The sequence below is a fragment of the Megasphaera sp. UBA4382 genome (assembly GCF_002391155.1).
Classification (GTDB): domain Bacteria; phylum Bacillota; class Negativicutes; order Veillonellales; family Megasphaeraceae; genus Megasphaera; species Megasphaera hexanoica.
Genome location: NZ_DGRS01000051.1, coordinates 40,940 through 65,128, shown reverse-complemented (window position 1 = coordinate 65,128; position 24,189 = coordinate 40,940). Strand labels below are relative to the sequence as shown.

The following is a 24,189-nucleotide window of genomic DNA, read 5'->3' as shown; positions in this document are numbered from 1 at the left end:
AGGAAATCAAGGATATCATCGCCTATCTGCGCCTTTTGTACAATCCGGAAGACAGTCTGAGCCTGATGCGCATCATCAATGTACCGAAGCGCAACCTCGGCGCTACTACGCTGGAACATCTGGCAGAATATGCCGAAAAGAAGGGCATTTCCTTATTTGAAGCCCTTTCGTCTACGGAAGAAATACCCGTCACCAAACGGGCCAAGGCCTCACTGGAACAGTTTTCCATCATGATTTTCGATTTACTGGGCCATGTCGATGAATGGGATGTCCAGACCCTGATGGAAGAAGTCATCCGCCAGACCGGATATGGCGATATGCTCGATAAAGAAGCTGCCCATGATCCGCAGGGGGAAAGCCGGAAGGATAATGTCGGCGAATTTCTTTCCGTTGCCAAAGATTATGTCGATTCCAATCCGGAAGGGAGCCTGCAGGATTTCCTGGAAAATGTCGCTTTGGTCAGCGATGTCGATGAATTTGAAAGCAGCGATTCCAAGGTTACGCTCATGACGCTTCACGCCGCGAAAGGCCTGGAATTCCCTGTCGTATTTCTGGTCGGCATGGATGAAGGATTATTTCCTCACAGCCGGACGCTCATGGATGAATCCCAGATAGAAGAAGAACGGCGTCTGGCCTATGTCGGCATTACCCGGGCGGAACGCCAGCTGTATGTGACCAATGCTTCGACGCGTACCATGTACGGCCGTATTTCCGCCTATCTTCCCAGCCGCTTCCTCGACGAAATCCCGGAATCGCTGGTTGAAGAGTACCACCGCCGCACGGCCATGCCCCAGAATCACGCCGGGGACGTGCCAGCACGGCAGCGCGTGTCTATCCTGACCAAGCCGGTCACGACGAGTCTGCCCAAAAAGCACGCTGTCGATCATACTTGGCAGAAAGGGGATACGGTACGTCATAAAATATGGGGAACCGGCAAGGTCCTGGAAGTCATAGGCAGTGGTGAAAATCTGCAGTTGAAATTGGAATTTCCCACTAAGGGTGTGCGCCAGGTCATGGCAAAATTTGCACCCATAGAAAAAGTGTAGCCGCACAGGCTCACCGAGGAGGTCTGAATGGAAAAAGAAAAAGCGCGCCTGCTGGAATTGCGCAAGACGATTGATGAACTCAGCTATCAGTACTATACACTCGATAAGCCGACGATGACCGATTATGAATACGATATGCTGTACCGGGAACTGGAAACGATAGAAAAGAATCATCCGGACTGGGTGACGCCCGACTCGCCGACCCAGCGCGTCGGCTCGAAAATTTCCGGCGGCTTTGAAAAATATACCCACGACAGACCCATGCTCAGTATGGGAGATGTCTTCAACGACCAGGAACTGATGGAGTTTGATCAGCGTGTCCGCAGTGATCTGGGGGGAGAAGACCTGGAATATGTGGTCGAATTGAAAATCGACGGGCTGGCAGTCAATCTGATTTATGAAAATGGCCAGTTCATCCGTGGCGTTACCCGCGGAGACGGGCGGGTCGGTGAAGATGTCACCAATAATGTCCGTACTATCCGTACGATACCCCTTCATATCGACAGCACTTCCCCCCACATGGAAATCCGTGGGGAAGTTTATATGCCGATACAAGCCTTTGAGCAGCTCAATGCCCAGCGCCGCGATGACGAACTGGAACCCTTTGCCAATCCCCGCAACGCCGCGGCCGGATCGCTGCGTCAGCTCGACCCGCAGATTACGGCCCAGCGCAAACTCGCCTTCTTTGCCTATGCCATCGGGGGAACGGTTGGCATTGATATTCCCAGCCAGGAAGCACTGCTGGAAGATCTGAAAGCATTTCACTTCCAGGTCAACAAGGAATACCGGAAGTTTAAGACGATGGCCGATGTCATTACTTTCATCCATAGCTGGGATGACCGGCGGGACAAGCTGCCATATGCGACAGACGGCATGGTCGTCAAAGTCAATTCCTTCGCCCAGCAGGCCCGTCTGGGGAACACAGTCAAGATTCCCCGCTGGGCCATCGCCTATAAATTCCCGCCGGAACAGGCCCGTACGAAGGTGCTGAATATTTCTGTCAGCCTGGGCCGGACGGGAGTCCTGACACCGGCTGCCGACCTCAAACCGGTCCGTCTCGCCGGGACTGTAGTCAAACGGGCCACGTTGCACAACGAAGACTATATCCGCGAAAAGGACATCCGCATCGGCGATACGGTAATCATCCAGAAGGCAGGAGAAATCATCCCTGAGGTGGTCCGCGCTGTTACAGCTGACCGGGATGGCAGCGAACAGGTATTTTCCATGCCGGCCCGCTGCCCGGGGTGTGGCGGCCCTGTCGTACGCCGCGAAGGAGAAGCGGCTACGCGCTGTATCAATCCCGACTGTCCGGCCGTCATCCTCGAACGGGTCGCCCATTTCGTTTCCCGCAATGCCATGAATATAGACGGCCTCGGTGATGCCATCGTCAGCCAGCTTCTGGATCATCATCTGATCCATACCGTAGCCGATATTTATGGCCTGAAAAAGGAAGATTTACTGGACCTCGACGGATTTGCCGATAAATCGGCAGATAATCTGCTGAAAGCTATCGAAACGAGCAAACATGTAGGCCTGGCACGGGTCTTGTTTGCCCTGGGAATCCGCTTTGTCGGTGCCAAAGCCGGTCGGATCCTGGCCGAATGTTTCGGATCCATCGATGCCATCATGGAAGCTAAGGCAGATGAGCTGACCGTCATCGACGAAATTGGACCGCGTATTGCCGAAAGTGTCGTTTCTTACTTTGCCGATGACAAAAACCGGGCCCTTATCGAAGAACTGCGCCAATATGGTGTCGATATGACTTGCGAAAAACGGCAGCTCATCAATGCTTCCTTTGATGGGGAAGTAGTCGTCCTCACAGGAAAACTGGAATCCATGACCCGCCAGGAAGCGCAAAAAGCCGTGGAAGACCGCGGTGGCCGGTGTACTTCGTCAGTTACGAAAAAGACGACTCTCGTCATAGCCGGTGCCGATCCGGGAAGTAAGTATGAAAAAGCACAGCAGCTGGGCACACATATCATCTCAGAAGCGGAATTCCGTGAATGGCTGGAACGGGAATGATAACGCATTAGAAGAGTCATGACGCTGTCCGTGGCAGTGTCATAGTCAGGGGACTGCAGCAAAATGGGAAAACAATGCCCGTTCTGTTACAGTCCTCTTTTTCTCTGTGACTTTAGTATGAAAATTCTTGATTTATTTCATTAATAATGAAATAATATACATAACAAATATCCTATGTTGAAGGACTGATGCAACATGAAAAATAACAAGCTGACGATTGGACAAATGGCAAAAATGAATCATACGACGATCAGTACGCTTCGCTTGTATGATAAACTGGGCATTTTAAAGCCAATCTATGTCAATCCAAACAGCAATTACCGGTATTATGACATCCGTCAGTGCATCACTTTCCGTGCCATACAATTTCACAAAAATATCGGATTAAGCTTAAAAGAAGTTGAAAATATATCCCAAACAGATACATTTTCTTATGTCGAAGAATTATACTATCGCCGTCTTGATGAACTATCCAAACAAATCGAAGCCCTTAATGCCCAGCAGCGGGCTATCATCCGATCTCTCCATGCAATCCGCCATATCGTCGATCTGCCTCCCGTCGGGACAACCAGCCTGACGTACTTCGATACAGAATATGCGTATACCAAACCAGCAGAGCGCGATTACTTAAAAGAAGATTCCGGCAGCGTAGAACTGGGGATTTCTCATCTTTTGGAGGACATGGAAAAAAACAACTATTCTTATGAATATGCCTTCTTTATTGGCCTGACGGTCCGACGTGAAGATTTTCTTTCTAATAGTGCGAGAAGTGATATGTTATGCCTGTATGTTGACCGGTCGTATGCGGACAAACGCCATATCCAGGAGCAGCCTCAGGGTCTCTACGCCTGCATATATTTTGACACGTTCAGCAGAATTGGCGAATACATGGATAAACTGTACCAGTTTTGCCAGGAAAAAAACTGTACGATTACAGGAGATGTCATTTGCCGTTGGATGGGAACGATGAATCTGCAGCGGTTCATTAATCATGAAGAATTTTTACGCCTGCAAGTACCTGTCACTCTTCCTGAACCACCGGATATAAACGTTTAACTATTTTTTCAAACAGAGTTTAAAATCGTATAGTTTTAGTTAATTTGTCTATATGTCAACGTAAAATAAGATGAAAACTATTATGCTAAATCAATATGATTTTAAAATAAAAAATATATCATATTTAAACGGGATTAATCCTTATTTTTCTTCTAAAAATTAACATAATATAAAAAATGTTTAAATAAATTCATGATATATTCTTATTACACTATAAAAAACAATTTGTTTGACTCTCGCCTCTATATATGAGTTATAATTATATATATAATTTTTAATCTTTTGTTCATCATAACATGTATCCATATAACATTTTTGAATCAGGCAGGGGAATAAACAGTCAGGGGAGAGAAATAATTATGGTGCAGTATACGGATCGATTGAAATATTTGCGAATCAGTAATAACCTTTCACAGAAAGATGTTGCCAATTTGTTGGGGTGTTCTCAGGTCGCCTATGGCATGTATGAGCTGGGAAAACGCCGCATTTCTCTCGAGAAACTCATCATTCTTGCAAAATATTATAATACGACGCTGGATTACATTGCCGGTTTATCTGACAAAAAATAAGGTGGTTGTACGGCCACATTGCCTTCTTGGGAATGTGGCATTTTTTCTTTTGTTGTTTTTGCAACAGAAAAAAACAGCGTTTCCGTCTATACTGATAACGTAATAAGAGACGCCAGAGGAGGCGGAAACGATATGGATAAAACAATTGATGATATCTGGTCTATTGTGCCGGATTATTTTAACAGAAAAGAATGTGAAGGCTGCGGCTGCTGTATCAGCATTTGCCCGGCCCATGCGATTACCATGATAGAGCGAATGGATGGCAGTGAACGGCCTGTCGTCGATATGAGCAAGTGCATCCGTTGCACCCGCTGCATGGATGCCTGTGAAATTTACAAGTGCTATCATGCCTGAGCGGCGTACCGCTCCGTTATTATCAGGATTGCTATTCAAAACAGGAAGAAGTCCTATGTCAAAGGGCATCTTCCTGTTTTTATTTTGTCCTCATACAGCTGAACGTTTTTTTTCAAAATTATGCAATATATTTTTGAAACTTCCATCAACTTTCATTGCAATATATAATACATAAGCTTATAATAAAATCCGTCATAAGAAAAATATAATACTCCAGTGCATAGTTTAAGGGGAGGAATTAAAACATGAATGCATGGATCAATAACGTTTGTGAAAGGCGGTTTCATCTCAGCCGGTTTCATTCATCTGTCAGTACAGAAATTATAGCCGGGCTGACTACTTTTGCCACGATGGGTTACGTACTAGCTGTCGTGCCCCATATGATGGGGGAAGCCGGATTGCCTGGCGGGGCCGTTCTGACAGCTATGGTACTCATGATTTTTCTGACTACGATGGCCATGGGCCTGTATACAAACCGGCCCTTTGTCCTGGCTCCGGGAATGGGCAGCGTTGCCATATTTTCTATTACCTTGGTGCAGTTACAGCATGTATCGGTCAGTATTGCCAGTGCTATCGTATTTTTAAGCGGTATTTTATTCATTCTCGTCACGGTTCTCGGTATCCGCAAAGCCATCGTTATGGTCATTCCTAAGGGTATCAAGATTTCCATCAGTGCCGGTGTCGGCATGTTCCTTGCCGTAATTGGCCTGCGCAATGCTAAATTACTGGCAGCTAATGCCAAGAAAGTCGCCCTGTCTTTCGGTGACCTGACACAGCCTGTCGTCATTCTGGCTATGATTACCTTCATCATTCTGCTGGCACTGCAGGCGCGTCGTGTCAAAGGGGCAGCTCTGATCAGTATCATTGCCGGTACTATCATTGGTATCCCCATGGGTATTACCAAAATCCCGGCTACGCTGTTTACCATGCCGGACAGCTTGGCACCGGTATTTTTTAATTTTGACCTGTTCGGGGCACTGGACGTCAAATACTTGCCGTATTTATTCGTATTTTTCCTGCCGGATTTCTTTTCTAGTTTTGGAACGGCTATTGGTATCGGCGGCAAAGCGGGATTCCTCGATAAAAACGGGGATCTTCCTGACATAGATAAAGTGTTCCAGGTCGATTCGGTAGCAGCTACGCTGGGTTCCTTCTTTACCATTCCTGTACTCATTACCTATCTGGAATCGGGGGCCGGTGTCGAAGCCGGTGGCCGTACGGGGCTGACTGCAATTACAACGGCTATTATGTTTCTCCTCATCCTGGCCGTGACTCCACTGGCTCTCATGATTCCGGCAGCGGCTACAGCTCCTGTCCTGGTCTATGTCGGCGTGAGTATGATGGGAGGCATGAGAAATCTGGATTACACTGATATGTGTGAATATATACCGGCTTTCCTTTGTATTGCCTTTACGGCTTTTACTTTTAATATTGCTAACGGTATCTCCGTTGCGTTCATTGCCTATGTCATCATGAAAGTCGCTTCCGGCAGAGCATCGGAACTTAATAAAGGACATTTTCTGCTGGCACTGCTTCTGGCGTATTATTTCTATGCCATTGCTGGCGTTAAATAAGGGAGTGATGGATGGTGAAAATCGATTGGCTGTTAAAAAATGGGAATATCTATAATGTCTATCTGAAAAAATTTATTCCCTGTAATCTGGCTATCAGTGGGAAACGATTTTGTTATATGGGAAATGACCCTCTGCCCATCAAGCCGGAACATGTGCGGGATCTTGATGGCCAGTACGTAATCCCCGGCTTCATCGATTGCCACATGCATATTGAAAGTACGATGGCAGCACCGCGTACCTTCATGAAAGGAGCTGTCCGCAATGGTGTAACGACACTCATTGCCGAACCTCATGAAATTGCCAACGTATTCGGCCTTGCAGGCATACAGGCCATGGCTAAAACAATGCAAGAGGGGCCATGTGACGTTTATATCGCCATTCCCAGTTCGGTCCCATCGACAAATGAAGAACTGGAAACGACCGGTGGCGTCATCGATAATGATGATGTAGAATCTCTGATGCATATGGACCACGTCATCTGTCTGGGCGAAGTCATGAACTGCCGCGACGTCATACGGGACAGCCATTCCAAGACCAGCCGCCTGATCCGGCAGATCCGGGCTGGCCGGCCCGATTTCTCTCTGGAAGGCCATTGCCCCCGGTTCAGCGGCTGGGAGCTGGCCCAGATTTTGATGAGCGGCGTGAATTCCGACCATACGGATCAGTCGCTGGAAGGCCTGAAGGAACGGCTCATGAATGGCATGTTCGTACAGTTGCAGGAAAAGTCACTGAAACCGGAATTTATCTCTTATATTAAAGAAAATAATCTGCTGGAACACATGGCCATCGTAACGGACGATACCATGCCCGATGCCTTCATGGAACGGGGCCATCTCAATTATCTGGTAAAAAAGGCCATGCACAATGGCCTGACACGGGAAGAAGCTATCTATACAGCGACGTATACACCTGCCCGGCGCATGGGCTTGCGCGATAAAGGGAGCATTGCACCTGGCAAAATCGCTGATTTCGTCATTTTGTCTGACCTGGCTGACCTGACCGTTGAAAGTACCTGGTGTGCCGGGCAGGAAGTCTATACAAAAGGAGATTCCTGGCAGGAAGCAGAACGGGATACGTCTTTCCCGAAAGCCTTTTATCATAGTGTCCACGTCGCGCCGCGCACGTCCGATGATTTTACTTTGAAAGCTCCTATAGAAGAAGGGGAGGTTACCTGCCGCATCCTGGAGGTGCAAGAACATACGACCTTTGTCAAAGAAGGACGGGCCGTGCTGCCAGTCCATCATGGAGAAGTTGATTGGGAACATAGTCCTTATAATCTGGCAATCGTCTGGGAACGCCATGGAAAGAACGGTGGCCATGGGACAGCTCTTGTCGGGGGAACGGCCATGACCAGGGGTGCTGCAGCTACGACCTATGCCCATGACCATCATAATCTCCTTGTCATAGGTCAGACAAAAGAAGATATGATGGCGGCTGCTAATACGGTCATCGCTAATCAGGGAGGCTATGCCGTAGCTTGTGACGGCGTCACAAAAGCCTTTGCACCGCTTCCCATTGCTGGGATTCTGTCCGACCGGCCGCTGCCTGTATTGGGAAAACAAATACAAGAGGTGCATCGCGTCCTGACAGATTGTGGATATCGCCATGATAATGTCATCATGTCTCTCAGTACCTTGTCACTTCCCGTAAGCCCATTCTTTAAATTAACTGATAAGGGGATCATTGATGTCCGTAATGCGAAAATCGTCCCACTTATTACGGAAGCACGGGAAAAGCCATAGAATACGAATAAGTAAATAGATAAACGAAACAGACGTGCTGTCTGGAGCTCTATACACCAGACGGCACGTCTGTTTTACTACATCCGGACGTTAAAGGATTGAAGTGGAACGGAGATTGGGTATAATGAATGTAAAAGGAAGTGATACGTGTGAATATAGCCATTGTAACAGGAGCTTCCAGTGGTCTCGGCAGGGAATATGTACGGCTTCTTGATGAACAGTCTGTCGATGAAATCTGGCTCATCAGCCGCCATCAGGAAAAACTGGAAGAGACGGCACATGCATTGAAAACAAAATCCCGCATTTTACCGCTGGACTTGCAGAAACCGGCATCGTATACGTCTTTTGCTACAGCTCTCAGGCAGGAACAGCCCGTCATTTCGTATTTCATCCATGCTGCCGGATATGGCCGTATGGGCCGGGCTGCTGCTATGACAGAAGCAGATACATCCGGTATGATTGCCGTACACTGCCAGGCCGCTGTCTCCCTGACGAAGGCGGTCATTCCCTATTGCCAGCGGGGCAGTCACATTGTTGAAATCTGTTCCTGTGCCGCTTTCCAGCCATTGCCATATCTGGCCGTATACGCTGCCTGCAAGGCCTTTCTTCTCCGGTACAGCCGGGCATTGGCAGAAGAACTGAAACCATCGGGGATTCTGGTCTCGGCAGTCTGCCCATACTGGGTCAAAGATACGGCTTTTATTGCGACGGCAAAGAAGACCGACCAAGAAAACCGGTTTACGTACTACCTATTTGCCGGAGACAAGAAGACTATCGCCCGCCGTTCTTTCCGTCAAATCCGTCAGGGACGTGTCGTCATTACTCCTGACTTGATTTCTACACTTCATCGCATCAGCTCCGGTATCCTGCCGCAATCCTTTTTCATCTGGATTAGCCGCTTTTTCCGCTGAAAATAGATATCCTGTGTGTCTGTAAAGCCGGATATTGTCAGGTTTTATTGCGTATGGCAGAGGGGATGATGCCAATGGCGCAGAGAATGGTAAAAATCAAAAATGCCAGCTGGATATGGGCTGTAAGCCATGATACCGTACCATTCTGGTTCTGCGAAAGAATCAGTGTAATAATGGCAACACTCAGGACCTGCCCGATGAGCCGGACCGTTCCGACGACGGATGAGGCAGCACCGTAATACTGGGGTGTAACGGAACCCATGATGGCATTGTTATTGGGGGCCGTGAAGAGGGAAAAACCGATACCGATGATAACCAGGGCGGCAATAATACAGATAAACAACGGATGGGTGACAGTATAGGTCAGTGTGGCAAGACCAGCTGTGATGAACACCATGCCGGATGAAGCCAGGACAGACGGGCTGATTTTATCGGAAAGTGTACCTGTCACCGGAGACAACACCGCCATGAAAACAGGCTGCATCAGCAAGATGAGTCCCGTATCGCGGGCATTCATGCCCATGACACGCTGCAGGTAAATGGACAAGAGAAAACTGATGCCAAAGGTTGCACAATAATTGAGCATGGCAGCCAGGCTGGAAAAGGAAAAGACACGGTTGCCGGAAAAAATACGTACAGGCAGAACCGGGCTGGCCGTATGCCATTCACGATACAGGAATACGCCGAATGCCAATAGTCCTGCTGTCAGCAGATATTTCCCAACGTCCCAGACGGCTAGTTCAGAAAGGCCGGTCATGACGGCTACCATAGCCAGTGCATACAAAAGACTGCCTGTACCGTCCAGACTGCCGCCAGCGTTGACGATCCATTCTTCTTTCATATAGCGCAGCGATAAAAGATAGACAATGGCACATACGAGGGCAATAAAATAAAAAATAGCCTGCCAGTTCAAATAATACGAAAAAAAGCCGCCCAGGACAGGGCCAAAAGACAGGCCGCTATATACAGCCGCTATGGTAAATCCCATAGCACGGCCCCGGCGCTGAGGATTGGTAACGAGTGAAATGATTGCCATATTGGTAGCAAAAATACAGGCGCTGGCCAGCCCCTGCAGGACGCGTATGACGAGCAATGCCATAATGGATGAAACGAAAAATACCGATAGAGAAGAACAGCAGAAGAGAAGGACGCCGATTAAGAATATGCGCCGTTTGCCCCACCGGTCTGCCATTTTGCTGACGGGCATAATCGTGATAGTGGAGACGATGAGAAACGTTTCAATGACCCAGCTCAGGGCCATTTCACTGGCTCCGTATGCAGTTCCAATGTCAGGGAGAGCTGTCGTAAGAGCACTGCTGGTGAACGGATTGATGAACGAAACCATCATCATGAGAATTAAAATCTTATTTTCATAGGAAATGCGTTCCATGCCATTATCCTTTCTGCATACATTGATAATGCTACGATTACACGGCTAAGCCGGTTTGTTGACGTATTTTATCATACGCTTTATTCCATATTCTGACAAGAAAATTTCCCTATGTATCACTAAATATATGAAATAATTTACCAAACACATCGCTGGTCTTGACAGATTGTTTACATCAGCCTGATATAGTGAATGCAGATATACAGGAGGTGTAATTTCATATGAATAAAAAATGGAAACGCTGGATAGCTCTAGGATTGGCCGTGTCTTGTCTGGGAAGTGCTGCCGTGCTGGCTGAGGGAGTCCAGACTAAATCGTATATTGTACATGCCGATTCCTATCAGCTGCCCTATAAAGGCAACGAAAAAGCCTTCAAGCATCACATTAATCCGGGATACGGGTCGGCATTGGCCCTGAAGGATATCAAAACCGATGGAACCATCGAATTTTATGCAATTACAGACCGGGGCCCTAATGGAGACATCCCGACATACATAAAAAATGGTAAAAAAGTAAGTGGAAAATTTTTCCCAACCCCCGATTTTGCCCCGTCTATCGGAGTCATTACCGTACGTCCCGGACAGAATCGTGCCGATATAACAGAATCTATCCCGCTGAAGGTACAGGGGAAAGCGATTACAGGCAAACCGGTACCGAAAGGAATGATTGGTTCTACAAAGGAAATCGCCCTCAATTTCAAAATGAAGGATTTGGGAACCGATATCAACGGTCTGGATACGGAAGGACTGGCCATAGATAAAGACGGTAATTTCTGGATCAGCGACGAATACGGCCCTTTTATCGTCAAAGCCGATAAGAATGGCAATATAGTGGAAAAATTTGCTCCTGGTGCCGGACTGCCCAGCATCCTTGCCAGCCGCGTTCCCAATAGAGGCAGTGAAGGCCTGACCATTGATGAACAAGGACATATCTTTGCTTTGATTCAGAGTCCGCTGAATGTAGATGGCAAAACGGGCAAAACATCTAAATATACACGTATTGTAGAACTCGACCCGGTAACTAAAGAAACGAAAATGTACGCTTACCCTGTCGATTCAGGCTATAAAAACACAGGAGCCGCCAAATTAGGCGATATCACCTCCATCGGTCACGGCCAGTTCCTGATGATTGAACAGGGGAAACAACATGGTGTCATGCAAAACCTGATTTATAAAGTGGATCTCAATGGTGCCACGCCCGTAGCAAATAATGGCGATCTGGAATATGGACGCCTCGACGGAAAACTGATACCAGCCAGGAAAGAACTCGTTTTAGACCTGCGTGCCAACGGCTGGAATATCGAAAAAGCCGAAGGCCTGGCACTATTGCCGGACCGCAGGACCATAGCCGTCGTAAACGACAATGACTTTGGTATGGACATTTCCGTACAGGACCCCAAAGCCCCGTCAGCCGATGTATCAGACTATACCTATGACAGCGACAAAAAAGTCATGATATATAATAAAGACAAAACAGTCCATAAAGTAAAACTCAGCCTTAAGAAAAATGCACCGTCTGAACAAGAAAGTCAGATTTGGTTTTTCACATTGCCTAAATCATTATAGAGAGAAGGTATTACTTCCGATAACGTTAATGAAACGGATAACCCGCATAAACACTGGGCTCGCGGGACTTTTTCCGCTATTTTTTCCGCTATAAATCTGAAATAGCGGAAATACCTTAAAGTATACTGTCCATTACGGAGAGAGCCTCTTTTTCGCGCTTGTCGGTTATCGTATCGTAGACATTGGCCGTGGTATAGATAGATGAGTGTCCCAGCCGCTTGCTGACGTAATCCAGCGCAAGACCATTTTCTATCAGCATCGTTGCGTGCGTATGCCGGAATGAATGGAAACTAAGCCCGCCGAACGTCTGCCGGCACCAAAGATTAAAATACCGGAGATTATTACTTGTAAGCGGCTTCCCGCAGGCTTCCGTGCAAATAAAATCCGTGCGATCATAATATTTCCCATACTGGAAACTATTTTTCTCCTGCCAGAGTTTCTGGGCCTGCAGTTCATCGGCCAGTTTCTTGCCGAACGTAATGACCCGGATAGATGATTCTGTTTTCGGCGACTGAATACAGGTTCCTGATTTATCGTATTTATTTCCCACGACTTCAATGGTCCGGGACGCAAGGTCTACGTGCTTCCAGGTAAGGGCAAGGCACTCACCAAGTCTCATGCCGGTACAATAGGACAGCATGCAGGGCATATGGAGCTGATTCCCGCGGGGGAACCGCTCGAATATTTTTCGGATCTGTGTCGGTGAGAATATTTTTACAGCGGCAATTTTAGGTTCATACCGCGGAAGCCGTACGTTATCCATGGGGTTGATCGTGATGTACCGCCGATTTGCTACGCACCAGCGCAGTGATGCACGAAGTACGGCCATGATGGCTTTCAGCGTCCCGCAGGAATATTGATTTCTGAGACCCGTAATGTAATCCTGGAGCATGGGCGTTGTAAGGTCCTTCAGCCGGATCCGCGCAAATGTCGGGGCCAGATGGTTCCGGATGATACTGCCGTATGTATCGGCTGTATTTGGCTTGCGATTAATTTCGACCTCCTTTTCCATCCATTCACTAAGAAAATCGGGAAATAACATATCGCTCGGCTCGAAAAACTTCCCCGTCCGGTCGATTTCCTGCATGGCAGCGCGGTACGCTTTAGCAGCCTCTGTCCGGGTGAATCCTCCGAAATGTTCGTGCTTATGATATTTGCCCAGGTTGTCTTTTTCGTTGATGGTGTAATACCAACGGCCGTTTATTTGACGTAGAAACATAAAAAAATCAGCCTCCTTATAGCTATAGCGGATAGCGGGCTGATTGTGGTATACTATACCTGTAAATCAGCCCTGACTGGTGGTGGATTTACTGCGTGCGAGGATGGCGCCCCGCACATCCCCTGTTATCGTGTCGCGAACGGTAACAGGGTTTTTTTAGTTATTTCTTGACAAAAGATGATATAATAAAATTAAGAGAGGAGGGATTGGCAATGAGTAAAAATATAGCTAAGGCAAGGATTGCTTATGATGGTCCAGCATTAGAGCAGGGAACTATAGATGTTCGAGAACTTGCCCCCTCCTTATTGGCATTCGCCGATTTAGTTGACAACGTAAATAAAGTTCTTGGAGGAGAACAAAAAATACAAGTCCTATTGAATCAGGATAGCATACAAAAAGGTTCTTTTGATATCACAACCATTTTACAATATTCCCTTATACAGCAGGTACAGTTGTTTGTTTCGACAGCAGATCAAAATGGCCTTAGCAGTATTATGACGGTACTTGGATGGGGAGCCATTGGTGAGGGGATTGTTGCTGGAATATTTACTTTTATAAAAAAAATACAGGGACGTAAAATTAAAGCAGTTGAAGAACAAGGAAATAAAGTAACTGTAACGTTAAGTGACGGGAAGACCATTGTTACTAGTCAAAATACATTTAATGTATATCTCAATATTAATTGCCGGCAATCTATTGATCGTGTTTTAGCGCCTTTACAGACCGAAGGAATTGATACGTTTGAATTACGAGATCCCAAGCAATCAACAAATAAACAGGCAATCGAGTCTATAGATAAAACAGATGTACCTTATTTCAAAGCCCCGCCGGCAAACTCAGCAGAATATATAGAAACGTTTCCAGAACAAGAAATGACTGTAAAAATAACGTCTGTTACTTTTGAAAAAGGAAATAAGTGGAAACTAACAGATGGGAATAATACGTTTTGGGCAACTATTAAAGATGAAAAATTTTTAGATGATGTTGATAAAGGGAACATTGCTTTTAAAAACGGGGACATGCTTCGTATTAGATATCACATCCAACAAATACAGAAAGGGAAAACGCTGTCTACTGAATATACAGTTACAAAAATTTTAGAAGTAAAAGAACGACCCGAACAAATAAAATTAGATATTTAGTCGTTATGCTTTCCGCCGTATAAATTACGGCGGATTTTTTTATTAATAATTTAGTGGATTAAGTTATGACAGCGCGGGCATTGCTCCGTTCCTTTTTCGACCATCATGCCACAAGTAGGACATTTTATCATGTTGTCTGTGTTTTGTGGTTCCGATTTTGGAAGTTCCCGGCGGCAATGAGGGCAGACAACAGCCCCGGCCTTCACCGGTTCCTTGCAATATGGGCATTCGATATAGCCAGCGTTTTTCAATTCTTTTTCTTTCTGTTCGTTCGTCTTACCAATAATCAGGGAGTGGGGAATAGCTATAATGAGCAGACACACACCGTATATATACCACAATACGAAACTACGCCCTTTATTGCTTGCGATGAACGCGGGAATCAGCGCAAGACCTAATAATATAAGAATCATATCAATTGTCATACTATACACCTCGATTCGCAATATTTATTTATCGTCGGTTTTTCCTAAAATCAACGCCGTGTAATGAATAAATGATTCTGATTCATCGCTGTCCGCACGTATTCCTGATATTGGCTTATATTGTATTTCAACTTTATACTCATCGTTTTGCATTGAATTTAAATTAGTTATGATTTCGTCAGTAAAATTTTTTTCGTTTAGTTCGTCAATAAAGACTATTTTTCTAATCATTTAAAATCTTCCTCCTTCTAATGTATTAGGGATTTTTTATTATTAAAAGATAAGATTAAATAAAGTATTCCATAGCGTTCCAGGAACGGCCTGTATATACATCAGGTCAGGAACCGTACGCATTCCTCGATACTGGCCGTTACTGTCATAGATAGCGACTTCCGGAAATTGGATGGTAGCGGCGGAACTAGAAACAAGCGCCTGCCCGATAAAAGAATGCCCATCCGCGTAGACGACTCGTACATAGACCTGGGCGAAGTCGTCCATTTTGTTTACGTGGTTATTGTCTACATACATAGATACATATTCATTGCTACCGACCCAGTACCACTGGTCCGCCGACACCGGCATGCAGACCGCAAAGATGATACATAATAATATGAGTATTTTCTTTAGTTTCATTGAAAATCAGCGTCCTTTGAAAGCATCAATGTATTTGATAAAAATTATTTTCTGCTGTTATTGCTTTTTCAATGGCATCTTTGGTTATTTCATATGATTTAATATTTCCGAACCCATCAACGAATTTAATTGTATAAGGAGCATTTAAAATAATATTTTTATGAAATGCATAAAACATTGGAGCATAACTATTTGGCATCAGTAATCTCAACGATTGTTGCATCAATGCCGGTCTTATTGTTTCATTATTTTTAACAATAACCAGACGTTGCGTTGGGACTTGTACTGCTATATCGCCACCCAGCAATGATGATCCCATCGGAACCCAGGTAACTATATAAGCCATATCGTTGCTGTTTATTACAGATTGGCTAAAATCAAATGGAACAGACAACAATCTGGAATTTGCAGAATAGGCGATATACTTTACCATCATTGATGACGTCATAAGCCCAACATAATTTCTGTCATGACCCTTTATAAGGCGATGGCAATAATTTTCGGGAGCTTCTATATTACCTGTATCTTTATGATATGCCCCTATTTGCCAAAAAGATGAATACGTTTCCGGATTGACATCTAAAAAATTTCCACTTACAGTATATTGAACCTGCGTTGCAGATGTTCCCGTCAATTCTGCGCGCAATTCATCTACCGGATTCGCCGCGAAAATAGTAGATGACATAAGCATTAAACACGAAATTGTCAATAATTGCTTTTTCATTTTTCTCATCCTTTTAATGTATTTCAGATTGTTTAATTACGGCTAATCCTAAAATACGGAAATCGTCACAATTTGTTTCGTTGAACTGCAACGGGGCGTATTTAGGATTTTCAGAAACGAGTGTAACACCATTATCTGTTTTGTAAAACCGTTTGATACAGACTTTACTGCGCTCGATTTCTACACATGCGACCTGACCATTTTCCACCTCCGGCTGTCGGCGCACAAACACAATATCACCATCGTTTATTCCTGCATTAATCATACTGTCACCACGGACCGTGATACAGAAATCTACACGGTATTTACTATCCGTTTCGACATAGTACGTATCCTGGCCATCCAGGTTTTCGAGCGGTTCGCCAGCCGCAGCATATCCGAGCATAGGGACACGTTTCAATGCCGGGCGGAACGCACCATCTGGAAGAGGAATATCGTTTTGTTTTTGTTCCATTGGAACATCATAACCCAATAACCAAGCAGGTGATACGTTAAGAGCATACGCTAACTTATATATATTATTTTGTTTAGCCTTCCACCTGCCAGAAATATATGAACTTAATGCTCCACGAGAAATACCAGTCTTTTCTGCAAGTTCTATTTGTTTCATACCTCTTAGATTCATTGCTTCTTTGAGTCTATAACTAAAATCATTGGTATCCATTATGTACCACCTCTTTTATATCTCTTGTAATTATTATACATTATATGTTCAGAAAACACAACAATTATTATAAAAAAAAGAAAAAAATGTTTAGAAAACTGATTTTTGTATATTGACATTTAACGTTCGCTGGAGTACTATATGTTTAGAAAACAAAACAAGGAGGTGAACAAACAATGAAATACAACTATTCTAAATTAATCGGCCGATTGGCCGAAATGGGAATTACAAGGGATGAATTTGCTTCAAAAATAGGCGTAAGCAGAACCGCGTTGTACAATAAAATGCAATCTGAAACAGAATTCACTCAAGACGAAATAAAAAAAAGTGTGGACGTATTAAATATCCCGTGGAACGACATTTCTTTATATTTTTTTACCCTAAAAGTTTAGAAATCAAAACATAATTTACTCGTATGGAGAAACCACTATGCACGATTTAGAAATCCGCATCATACGGTTCCTCGATAAGCAGGAGGAAACGTATGGCAGGGATATAGCCCAGATGTTCCTGTCGATTTATCTATGGGCGATATTATCCATTATTTCAATATGGATATTCTTGATAGTACAGTTTGCCAGTCTATAGCGTACAGTAACAGATTAGTTACGATTGTTCCCAAAATACTAACGAATAGCGGGACGACAAGCCTATATTTCCAATATAGCCAATGCCAATACCGGCGATGCCGGGCGAGATTAGTCGGATAGATTGTCTGGCAATCAGTCAGGTATCCATAGGAAACTAAATCGCGAATAATCGTTTCCAATTTTCCGGGATCGTAATCCCGATATAGTTCAACGAAACGGGAAGCAAAATAAACCTGGTCATCCCGATAACATTGCAAAATGGAAGTAAGGATTTTAGACTGCTCTTTATTAAGCGGGACAAATGGTCCGTAATCAGACATTTTCATACGCTATCACCTCAAACTAATTGTATCATACGGAGGCTATTTTATGGGAAATGTAGAAAAGCAGCTCTATCAGCTGTATCTCAAATCGCCGGATATCGGTAACAAAGACGCGGCCGCGGCGCTGGGATGGTCGGAGCAGATGCAGAATACGACAAAATCCCGGCTCAAGAAAAAGGGGCTGATTACCGTCACACCGCACAAAGTCATCTGCAACAAAAAGTTTCTTTTCGAGGATACGACAGAAGAGGACGCCATCAAACAGTCGGAGCGGTTCAAGCTGAAGCAGGAATACTATGAACAACTGCTTGATTTATGCATGGAGCGGCTGAAAACAAGGGAATTATCCGATTCAGCATTTACCGCCCTGGTACTCGAAATTCGTCAGATTCTGGCGCAGTTATAGGGAGGCGATATCATGACCACAAACGCACAGAAAATCATGGCACTGGCGCATTTTGAAAGCGCGCTGGCGGCAGGCGGCAAGCATTTCCAGTTAAGGCTCATCGACAATGATACCGTCGAGCTGACCGACCTGGAAGGCGGCGCAACGAAAAACATCAATATCGCACTGGATAACGTCCCGGCCATGCTCTATGACATCCTGAGACAGGGCGGAGACTGGATTATGTAAGGAGACGATATCATGGCGGAAAAAACGCAGAAACTAGAAGACCGGCTGTTATCGGTCAACGAGGCGGCTAAATGTCTGGGCATCGCCCCAGCACTGGTCGTCCGGATGGCCAAAGCCGATATCCTCCCGGCGCTCTTGTTCGGTAGGCGTCGGAAGTTCAGCACAGAAGCAATAAAAAAATTTTTCAAGGAATACGAAGGACGAGACGTTATAAAAGTCCTGAAAGAAAGGGAGGCGAAAGCATGAAGCGGCAGGAGATCACCATTGCAGAATGGATAAACAAAAAGCCCATTCCGGATATACCGGAATGGGTGAACCAGAAACAGGCCCGCGTACGGGCCGAACCGGAAGGCGATGACGCCAATGAAGGTGTTGGCTTTGCGGCGGTTATCGCCATTATGGCCATATTTGCCGGATTGTTGTAAAAAAAATCCGCCCGCTGGAAGCGGACGAATCAACCACTTATAGTATAGCACGAAACAGGAGGCTAGACAATGATTGTATATGTATCCCATCCATTCGGTGGAAAAGAATCCGCAAAGGAAGACGTCCGGCGCATCTGCCAGAACGACGCCGAAAACCTGCCGGATGTATTATTCATACCGGCGCTAACGATAACCTGCCGGGACTACGATCCGACAGAATACGCCCGGGATCTGGGACTACTGATTGAACTCGAATCCCGGTGCGACGCCGTACTGATGACAGGAAACTGGACGGCATCGGTCGGTTGCCGGGCAGAATACGAATATGCCGCCCGAAATGGCATCCCCGTTGCAGAAAACTGGCCAGAGCTACTTGCCATTTATTACGACTGGAGGAAACGTAAATGAAGAAGGAAATTCTGATAGAAGAAATTCTATCGTTGACTGAATTATTGAATAAATATACTGATGCAGAAGCCATACTATATATCGTATCTAGAATCGACGCAGTATCATACGAACTTGAAAAGGAGGTAAAAAAGAATGACGCTGTATGAAATCGACGAACAGATACGGAACTGTATCCGTATCGATGAAAAATCAGCCGTAGATACATTGACTGGGGAAGTAATTGACCTGAAACAATTGGACGAGCTTACGATGGAACGATCGCAGAAAATCAAGAATATCGCTCTGTGGTATAAAAATCTCGTTGCTGACGCAAGGGCGCTGAAAGACGAGGAAACCGCGTTTGCCATCCGCCGGAAGACAGCCGAAAACAAGGCGGAACAGCTGAAAAGCTATCTGCAGACCATCCTGAATGGCGAAAAAGTAAAAGACCTGCAGTTTGCTATCACGTGGCGTAAGTCCCAGGCTGTACAGATTGATGATGAAAAATGTATCCCTGCTGAGTTCCGAATCCCCCAGCCGGATAAAATCGATAAATCTGGCATCCGGAACGCCCTGAAAAACGGTGAATCCATTGCCGGGGCGGAACTGGTGGAACGGAATAATATACAGATTAAATGATTAATCTATATCCCCGTGTGTGTAATATATGTGGCGGCCCTGTAAGGCTGGTAGATTACAGCAGGGTTTATTCAGCCGATTACGCAAGGGAACACCCCGGAAAAGTATATTTATGTCAGCGGTGTCATGCATACGTCGGAACACATTTTCATTCCAACAAGGCATTAGGCATTCTGGCTGACAAGAAAATGCGCCGGGCGCGGATGTACTGCCACGAACTGTTTGACAGTTTCTGGCATGGTAAACGACATGCTCAAAAGAAACGAGTTAGGGCATACGAAGAGTTGGCCCGTCGTATGAACATCCCTGTTAAAGAATGCCATTTTGGGTATATGGATGTACCAACAATGCGTATTGCATACAAACACTTATTAATGATGAAGAAAGAAGGGTTCTGAATGGGTATACCGGTACTAATCCTTGGCCAGTCGGGAAGCGGGAAAACGGCCAGCCTGCGGAATTTCAGCGAGAACGAACTGGGCGTTTTCAACGTTGCCAGCAAGCCACTGCCATTCCGGAAACGGCTGCCATTAATTAATCATCCGTCATATCAGATTATCGAGGCGACGCTTAAGAAAAACAGCCTAAAAATATACGTCGTTGACGACAGTCAGTATCTGATGGCGTTCGGGCTGTTCGCCCGGGCGAAAGAAATCGGTTATCAGAAATTCACAGACTGCGCCCTGAATTTTTATAACCTGGTATCGACGGTCATTAACGAGACGTCAGATGATACGATCGTATATTTTCTACATCATATCGAACGTGCCGACGATGGCCATATCAAGGCTAAAACATCCGGAAAGATGCTGGACAACCAGCTGACGCTGGAGGGCCTGTTTTCCATCGTTTTGCTAGCGGAAACAGACGGCAAGGAGCATTATTTCCTCACTCAGTCCGACGGTACGACTACAGCGAAATCGCCGATGGATATGTTCAAGCCGAAAATCGAAAACGACCTCAAGATGGTTGATACTACCATCCGGCAGTATTACGGATTCACGAAAGGAGAAAAACAGAAATGAAACAAATCAATTGGAAAGACATCGATGAAGCACAGGAATTTGCCCGCCCAGGAGCGGGGGGATATGTATGCCGGATTGTAGACGTCGAAGACGTACCGGACAAGGAATATCTTCTTGTGTATCTGGACATCGCAGAAGGCGAATTCAAGGATTACGGGAAAAAATATGAAGAAAGCACTGGTCAGAGCTGGGGATACCAGCGCATGTACCGTTCTTACAAGGAAAAGGCGTTGAATTTCTTCGCTGCTTTTCTGGGAGACCTGGAACGGTCCAATCCCGGCAAGTTCACGAAGGCCGGATTTGATGGAGACGAACAGAAGCTTATCGGGCTTTCGCTTGGTGTTGTATTGGGGCAGGAAGAATACGAAAAACAAGATGGAAGTATCGGGGTGCGTACGGCTGTAAAACAGCTGACGACTCCCCAGAAAATCCATGACGGGGACTTTAAAATACCTGCCATGAAGAAACTGGATAGACCGGATACCCAGCAGCCGGAAGTCATCAATGATGCAGACCTTCCATTCTGACCGTTCTAGGCTGGAACTATCTGACATTTTACCGGTCCTAAACAACGTCAAACAAAAAGATAGCAATACCGCCGTTGCCGCCTGTCCGTTATGCGAGGCAGGCGACAGCCGCGGTCATCATTTGTATCTAAAAGACGATGGCAGTAAACTGCTGGCATACTGCCAGAAATGCAATGCCAAACTCCCGGACCTGCTTCCGGCATTCGAGTCTCTGGGAGCGCGGCATGACGGGCCGGTGGAACGGACGGTGACAGACGAAAAATCCTATGAATATAAAAACCCGGATGGCGAAACGGAATATTTTAAGCTCCGCCGGAAGTTTTCCGACGGAAGCAAAGTATTCGTATTTGCCTATCGGGACGAAACAGGCCGCATCATAAAGCGAAAACCGGATGGATGCGACAATCTGTACAATCTGGACAAAATGAACCGGGCTGGGGAAGCCGAGCCGCTGTATATCGTAGAAGGCGAAAAATGCGCCGACGCAATGACAGCGCATGGATTTCTTGCGACGACGGCTAATACGGGAGCGCAGAAACAGGTTAAATTGTCCGATACGGATATGGCCATGCTGAAGAAATTCCGTACAGTGTATCTCATCCCGGACAACGACGAAAAAGGCGCCGATTATGCCCATGCGTGGCCCGTTACCGTGCAGGTCATACCGATGACCGCCATATGGCCGGAATGCCCCAGAAAGGGCGATATAGCTGATTATTTCGACCATGGTGGCGATGCGGACGTTGTACGGAACTACCGGCCTGTTACGCTGGACGAGGATTATTTTTCCACGCTCAGTAAGAACGATCTCGTCAAGCCAGACGTCCTGAAACGGATATATGACATCAAAGACCAGTCCCAGCGGGAATGCATACTGGCTCTGGCCGCGAACCGGGCGCATGATCTTCAGATATCCCGGATTTTTTCCCGGGTATGGAAAACGTTCCTACAGGAAAATACCGCCCGGGGCATCACATCAGAAAATGTCACGAAATTCCCGGCTGGGTTCGGAATGACACTGAAAACGGGCGAATGGATTGCCAACGAACATGGCGTATTCCAGCTGTATGTGGACGAAAACAACCGGCCGATACGGAAAACGGCGTCGCCGGTTCCCATCGCCCCCACAGCTGTTTATGAGAATTATGAGGACGGGACGTTCCGATTCCGGATCGCGTTCTATATTGATGGAAAGTGGAAGCGCATCACCATGCCGGCATCGACCATCTCAAATGCCAGTAAAATCATCAATCTGGCAGACCAGGGTGTACCGGTAGGAACGGAAAACGCGAAACTCCTGTCATCCTATCTTATGAACGTCATTGCCCTGAATCCCGATAAGCTGAATCCTGTTCTATCATCGGGACATCTGGGATGGGTAAATGGCAGCTTCCTGCCGTACAGCCGGGAAATCATCGTAGACTGCGATACGCAGTACCGGTCATTAGTCGGAAACGTCACAGAACGTGGCGACCTTGACATGTGGTGTGCGTGGATGGACCACCTGCGGGAAAATATTCCGTTCCGGCTTACCATGGCAGCGTCATTTGCCAGTCCGCTCATTGAGAAGATAGGCGGCCTGCCGTTCGTGTTCCACCTCTGGGGCGGAACGGGTAGCGGCAAGACCGTGGCTCTCATGGCGGCGGCTAGCATCTGGGGCAATCCGTCTATGGGTGCGCTAACACGGACACTCAACAGCACACCGAACGCTCTGATGACATCAGCATATATTCTGCACAACATCCCGTTTTTCGGGGACGAACTGCAGACAATCCGGACCCGGGACGGGAATTACGACAAGCTCATCATGCAGTTGACAGAAGGTATCAACCGGGGACGCATGAACAGCGGCTCTGAAATCCAGAAACGGATGGAATGGCGCAACGCATTCCTGTTCACCGGGGAAGAACCGGCAACGAATCCACGCAGCGGCGGCGGGGTATACAACCGCACGATCGAGATAGAATGTACGACGCCACTTGTAACCGATGGGAACCGGGTCGTTGATTTTATTCGCCACAACTACGGGACGGCGGGGAAGAGATATATCGAATCTCTGCCGGAAGATGCCGAAATAAAGAAGGCATATAACACGCGGTTTGGAAACCTTCTAAGCCGGTACGATACAACGGAGAAACTGGCTATGTCTATGGCACTACTCCTGGTAGCGGACGAACTGGCAAACCGTATTTTCTGGCCCAATACGTTCCCTATCGCCACGGAAAAGGTCGCTCCGTATCTTAAGACCAAGGAGTCGGTAGATACGGCCCAGCGGGCGTACAGCTCGATTATTGATCTGGTGAATGAAAACGCGGCACGGTTCATAAGCCCGGACGAAAATCCAGGACAGGTGTGGGGCATCATCATGGCGGATGATACCGTGTTGTTCAATAAATCCGTACTAATCAGAGAAATGCAGAATATGGGATACAACTTCGATTCCGTTAAAAAGAAATGGAAGGACATGGGATTCCTGATTTTGAACAGTCAGGGAAGATTTGTCCATCAAACCACCGTATATGGTGCCAAAGGAAATTATATTAAAATCAAAATGATTTAAGGTAAGTTACGTAAGTTTTAGGTAAGTTTAGAAAAACCGC

At 46.2% G+C, this 24,189-nt stretch carries 28 protein-coding genes; 21 read left to right on the top strand and 7 right to left on the bottom strand.

Annotation, left to right across the window (positions count from 1 at the left end; all coding sequences use genetic code 11):
• The 8 genes from B4H10_RS06265 to B4H10_RS06230 form a co-directional block, all read left to right on the top strand.
• On the top strand, nt 1-1,046 hold a 1,046-nt coding region (locus B4H10_RS06265), incomplete at its 5' end, for a 3'-5' exonuclease (RefSeq protein ID WP_292018444.1).
• Nucleotides 1,047-1,073: 27 nt separating this feature from the next.
• Nucleotides 1,074-3,068, top strand: coding sequence for an NAD-dependent DNA ligase LigA (ligA, locus tag B4H10_RS06260; protein WP_292018443.1), 1,995 nt, complete (start codon nt 1,074-1,076; stop codon nt 3,066-3,068).
• Between the two features lie 195 nt (nt 3,069-3,263).
• Nucleotides 3,264-4,124: a MerR family transcriptional regulator gene (locus B4H10_RS06255; protein WP_113855870.1), complete on the top strand. Its 861-nt coding sequence runs from the start codon at nt 3,264-3,266 to the stop codon at nt 4,122-4,124.
• Nucleotides 4,125-4,483: 359 nt separating this feature from the next.
• Nucleotides 4,484-4,693, top strand: coding sequence for a helix-turn-helix domain-containing protein (locus tag B4H10_RS06250; RefSeq protein ID WP_206085051.1), 210 nt, complete (start codon nt 4,484-4,486; stop codon nt 4,691-4,693).
• A 132-nt stretch (nt 4,694-4,825) separates the two neighbouring features.
• Nucleotides 4,826-5,047, top strand: a complete 222-nt coding sequence (locus B4H10_RS06245) for a 4Fe-4S binding protein (protein ID WP_113855871.1) — start codon at nt 4,826-4,828, stop codon at nt 5,045-5,047.
• Nucleotides 5,048-5,292: 245 nt separating this feature from the next.
• The gene (locus tag B4H10_RS06240) at nt 5,293-6,621 is read left to right on the top strand and encodes an NCS2 family permease (protein WP_172793329.1); all 1,329 of its coding nucleotides are present in this window, start codon (nt 5,293-5,295) and stop codon (nt 6,619-6,621) included.
• A gap of 11 nt (nt 6,622-6,632) precedes the next feature.
• Nucleotides 6,633-8,363: an adenine deaminase C-terminal domain-containing protein gene (locus B4H10_RS06235; RefSeq protein WP_292018442.1), complete on the top strand. Its 1,731-nt coding sequence runs from the start codon at nt 6,633-6,635 to the stop codon at nt 8,361-8,363.
• 149 nt (nt 8,364-8,512) lie between these two features.
• The gene (locus B4H10_RS06230; RefSeq protein ID WP_292018441.1) at nt 8,513-9,274 is read left to right on the top strand and encodes an SDR family NAD(P)-dependent oxidoreductase; all 762 of its coding nucleotides are present in this window, start codon (nt 8,513-8,515) and stop codon (nt 9,272-9,274) included.
• A 37-nt stretch (nt 9,275-9,311) separates the two neighbouring features.
• On the opposite strand, the gene B4H10_RS06225 is transcribed toward B4H10_RS06230, so the two are convergent.
• Nucleotides 9,312-10,664 carry an MFS transporter gene (locus B4H10_RS06225; RefSeq protein ID WP_113855873.1) on the bottom strand — a complete coding sequence of 451 codons (1,353 nt, stop codon included), beginning with the start codon at nt 10,662-10,664 and terminating at the stop codon, nt 9,312-9,314.
• A gap of 221 nt (nt 10,665-10,885) precedes the next feature.
• On the opposite strand from B4H10_RS06225, the gene B4H10_RS06220 reads away from it, so the two are divergent.
• Entirely contained in the window at nt 10,886-12,229 is a 1,344-nt protein-coding gene (locus tag B4H10_RS06220) for an esterase-like activity of phytase family protein (protein WP_292018440.1), read from the top strand.
• Between the two features lie 115 nt (nt 12,230-12,344).
• Here the strand turns inward: B4H10_RS06220 and B4H10_RS06215 are convergent, their stop codons facing one another.
• Nucleotides 12,345-13,448 (bottom strand): tyrosine-type recombinase/integrase, encoded by a 1,104-nt coding sequence (locus B4H10_RS06215; protein ID WP_292018439.1) that lies wholly within the window; start codon nt 13,446-13,448, stop codon nt 12,345-12,347.
• Between the two features lie 212 nt (nt 13,449-13,660).
• On the opposite strand from B4H10_RS06215, the gene B4H10_RS06210 reads away from it, so the two are divergent.
• Nucleotides 13,661-14,590, top strand: coding sequence for a hypothetical protein (locus B4H10_RS06210; protein ID WP_292018438.1), 930 nt, complete (start codon nt 13,661-13,663; stop codon nt 14,588-14,590).
• Between the two features lie 50 nt (nt 14,591-14,640).
• Here B4H10_RS06210 and B4H10_RS06205 read toward each other — a convergent pair whose 3' ends face one another.
• The 5 genes from B4H10_RS06205 to B4H10_RS06185 are packed head-to-tail and all read right to left on the bottom strand — an operon-like array spanning nt 14,641 to nt 17,036.
• On the bottom strand, nt 14,641-15,015 hold the full coding sequence (locus B4H10_RS06205; protein WP_292018437.1) for a zinc ribbon domain-containing protein: 375 nt from the start codon (nt 15,013-15,015) through the stop codon (nt 14,641-14,643).
• Nucleotides 15,016-15,039: 24 nt separating this feature from the next.
• On the bottom strand, nt 15,040-15,246 hold the full coding sequence (locus B4H10_RS06200) for a hypothetical protein (protein WP_292018436.1): 207 nt from the start codon (nt 15,244-15,246) through the stop codon (nt 15,040-15,042).
• 42 nt (nt 15,247-15,288) lie between these two features.
• Nucleotides 15,289-15,648, bottom strand: a complete 360-nt coding sequence (locus tag B4H10_RS06195; RefSeq protein WP_292018435.1) for a hypothetical protein — start codon at nt 15,646-15,648, stop codon at nt 15,289-15,291.
• 25 nt (nt 15,649-15,673) lie between these two features.
• Nucleotides 15,674-16,372 carry a hypothetical protein gene (locus tag B4H10_RS06190; RefSeq protein ID WP_292018434.1) on the bottom strand — a complete coding sequence of 233 codons (699 nt, stop codon included), beginning with the start codon at nt 16,370-16,372 and terminating at the stop codon, nt 15,674-15,676.
• A gap of 13 nt (nt 16,373-16,385) precedes the next feature.
• Nucleotides 16,386-17,036 carry a LexA family protein gene (locus B4H10_RS06185; protein WP_292018433.1) on the bottom strand — a complete coding sequence of 217 codons (651 nt, stop codon included), beginning with the start codon at nt 17,034-17,036 and terminating at the stop codon, nt 16,386-16,388.
• Between the two features lie 176 nt (nt 17,037-17,212).
• Between B4H10_RS06185 and B4H10_RS06180 the strand changes: the two genes are divergently transcribed.
• From B4H10_RS06180 to B4H10_RS06135, 11 genes are all read left to right on the top strand, one after another.
• A complete protein-coding gene (locus B4H10_RS06180; RefSeq protein WP_292018432.1) occupies nt 17,213-17,428 on the top strand; it encodes a DUF739 family protein in 216 nt (71 codons plus the stop codon).
• Between the two features lie 567 nt (nt 17,429-17,995).
• Nucleotides 17,996-18,355, top strand: coding sequence for a hypothetical protein (locus tag B4H10_RS06175; protein WP_113855883.1), 360 nt, complete (start codon nt 17,996-17,998; stop codon nt 18,353-18,355).
• Between the two features lie 12 nt (nt 18,356-18,367).
• Complete coding sequence (locus B4H10_RS06170; protein ID WP_292018431.1) at nt 18,368-18,583, top strand: hypothetical protein; 216 nt, start codon at nt 18,368-18,370, stop codon at nt 18,581-18,583.
• 12 nt (nt 18,584-18,595) lie between these two features.
• On the top strand, nt 18,596-18,829 hold the full coding sequence (locus tag B4H10_RS06165) for a helix-turn-helix domain-containing protein (protein ID WP_292018430.1): 234 nt from the start codon (nt 18,596-18,598) through the stop codon (nt 18,827-18,829).
• Nucleotides 18,826-19,008, top strand: a complete 183-nt coding sequence (locus B4H10_RS06160) for a hypothetical protein (RefSeq protein ID WP_292018429.1) — start codon at nt 18,826-18,828, stop codon at nt 19,006-19,008. Before B4H10_RS06165 ends, B4H10_RS06160 begins: the two co-directional genes overlap by 4 nt.
• 69 nt (nt 19,009-19,077) lie before the next feature.
• A complete protein-coding gene (locus tag B4H10_RS06155) occupies nt 19,078-19,416 on the top strand; it encodes a DUF4406 domain-containing protein (protein ID WP_292018428.1) in 339 nt (112 codons plus the stop codon).
• Between the two features lie 135 nt (nt 19,417-19,551).
• Nucleotides 19,552-20,037 carry a siphovirus Gp157 family protein gene (locus tag B4H10_RS06150; protein ID WP_292018427.1) on the top strand — a complete coding sequence of 162 codons (486 nt, stop codon included), beginning with the start codon at nt 19,552-19,554 and terminating at the stop codon, nt 20,035-20,037.
• Complete coding sequence (locus tag B4H10_RS11550; protein ID WP_414674002.1) at nt 20,034-20,435, top strand: zinc-finger-containing protein; 402 nt, start codon at nt 20,034-20,036, stop codon at nt 20,433-20,435. The genes B4H10_RS06150 and B4H10_RS11550 overlap by 4 nt, the downstream gene beginning before the upstream one ends.
• On the top strand, nt 20,436-21,062 hold the full coding sequence (locus tag B4H10_RS06145) for a hypothetical protein (protein ID WP_292018426.1): 627 nt from the start codon (nt 20,436-20,438) through the stop codon (nt 21,060-21,062).
• Nucleotides 21,059-21,589: a hypothetical protein gene (locus tag B4H10_RS06140; protein WP_292018425.1), complete on the top strand. Its 531-nt coding sequence runs from the start codon at nt 21,059-21,061 to the stop codon at nt 21,587-21,589. The genes B4H10_RS06145 and B4H10_RS06140 overlap by 4 nt, the downstream gene beginning before the upstream one ends.
• Nucleotides 21,567-24,149: a DUF927 domain-containing protein gene (locus B4H10_RS06135; protein WP_292018424.1), complete on the top strand. Its 2,583-nt coding sequence runs from the start codon at nt 21,567-21,569 to the stop codon at nt 24,147-24,149. Before B4H10_RS06140 ends, B4H10_RS06135 begins: the two co-directional genes overlap by 23 nt.
• Nucleotides 24,150-24,189: the final 40 nt, after the last annotated feature.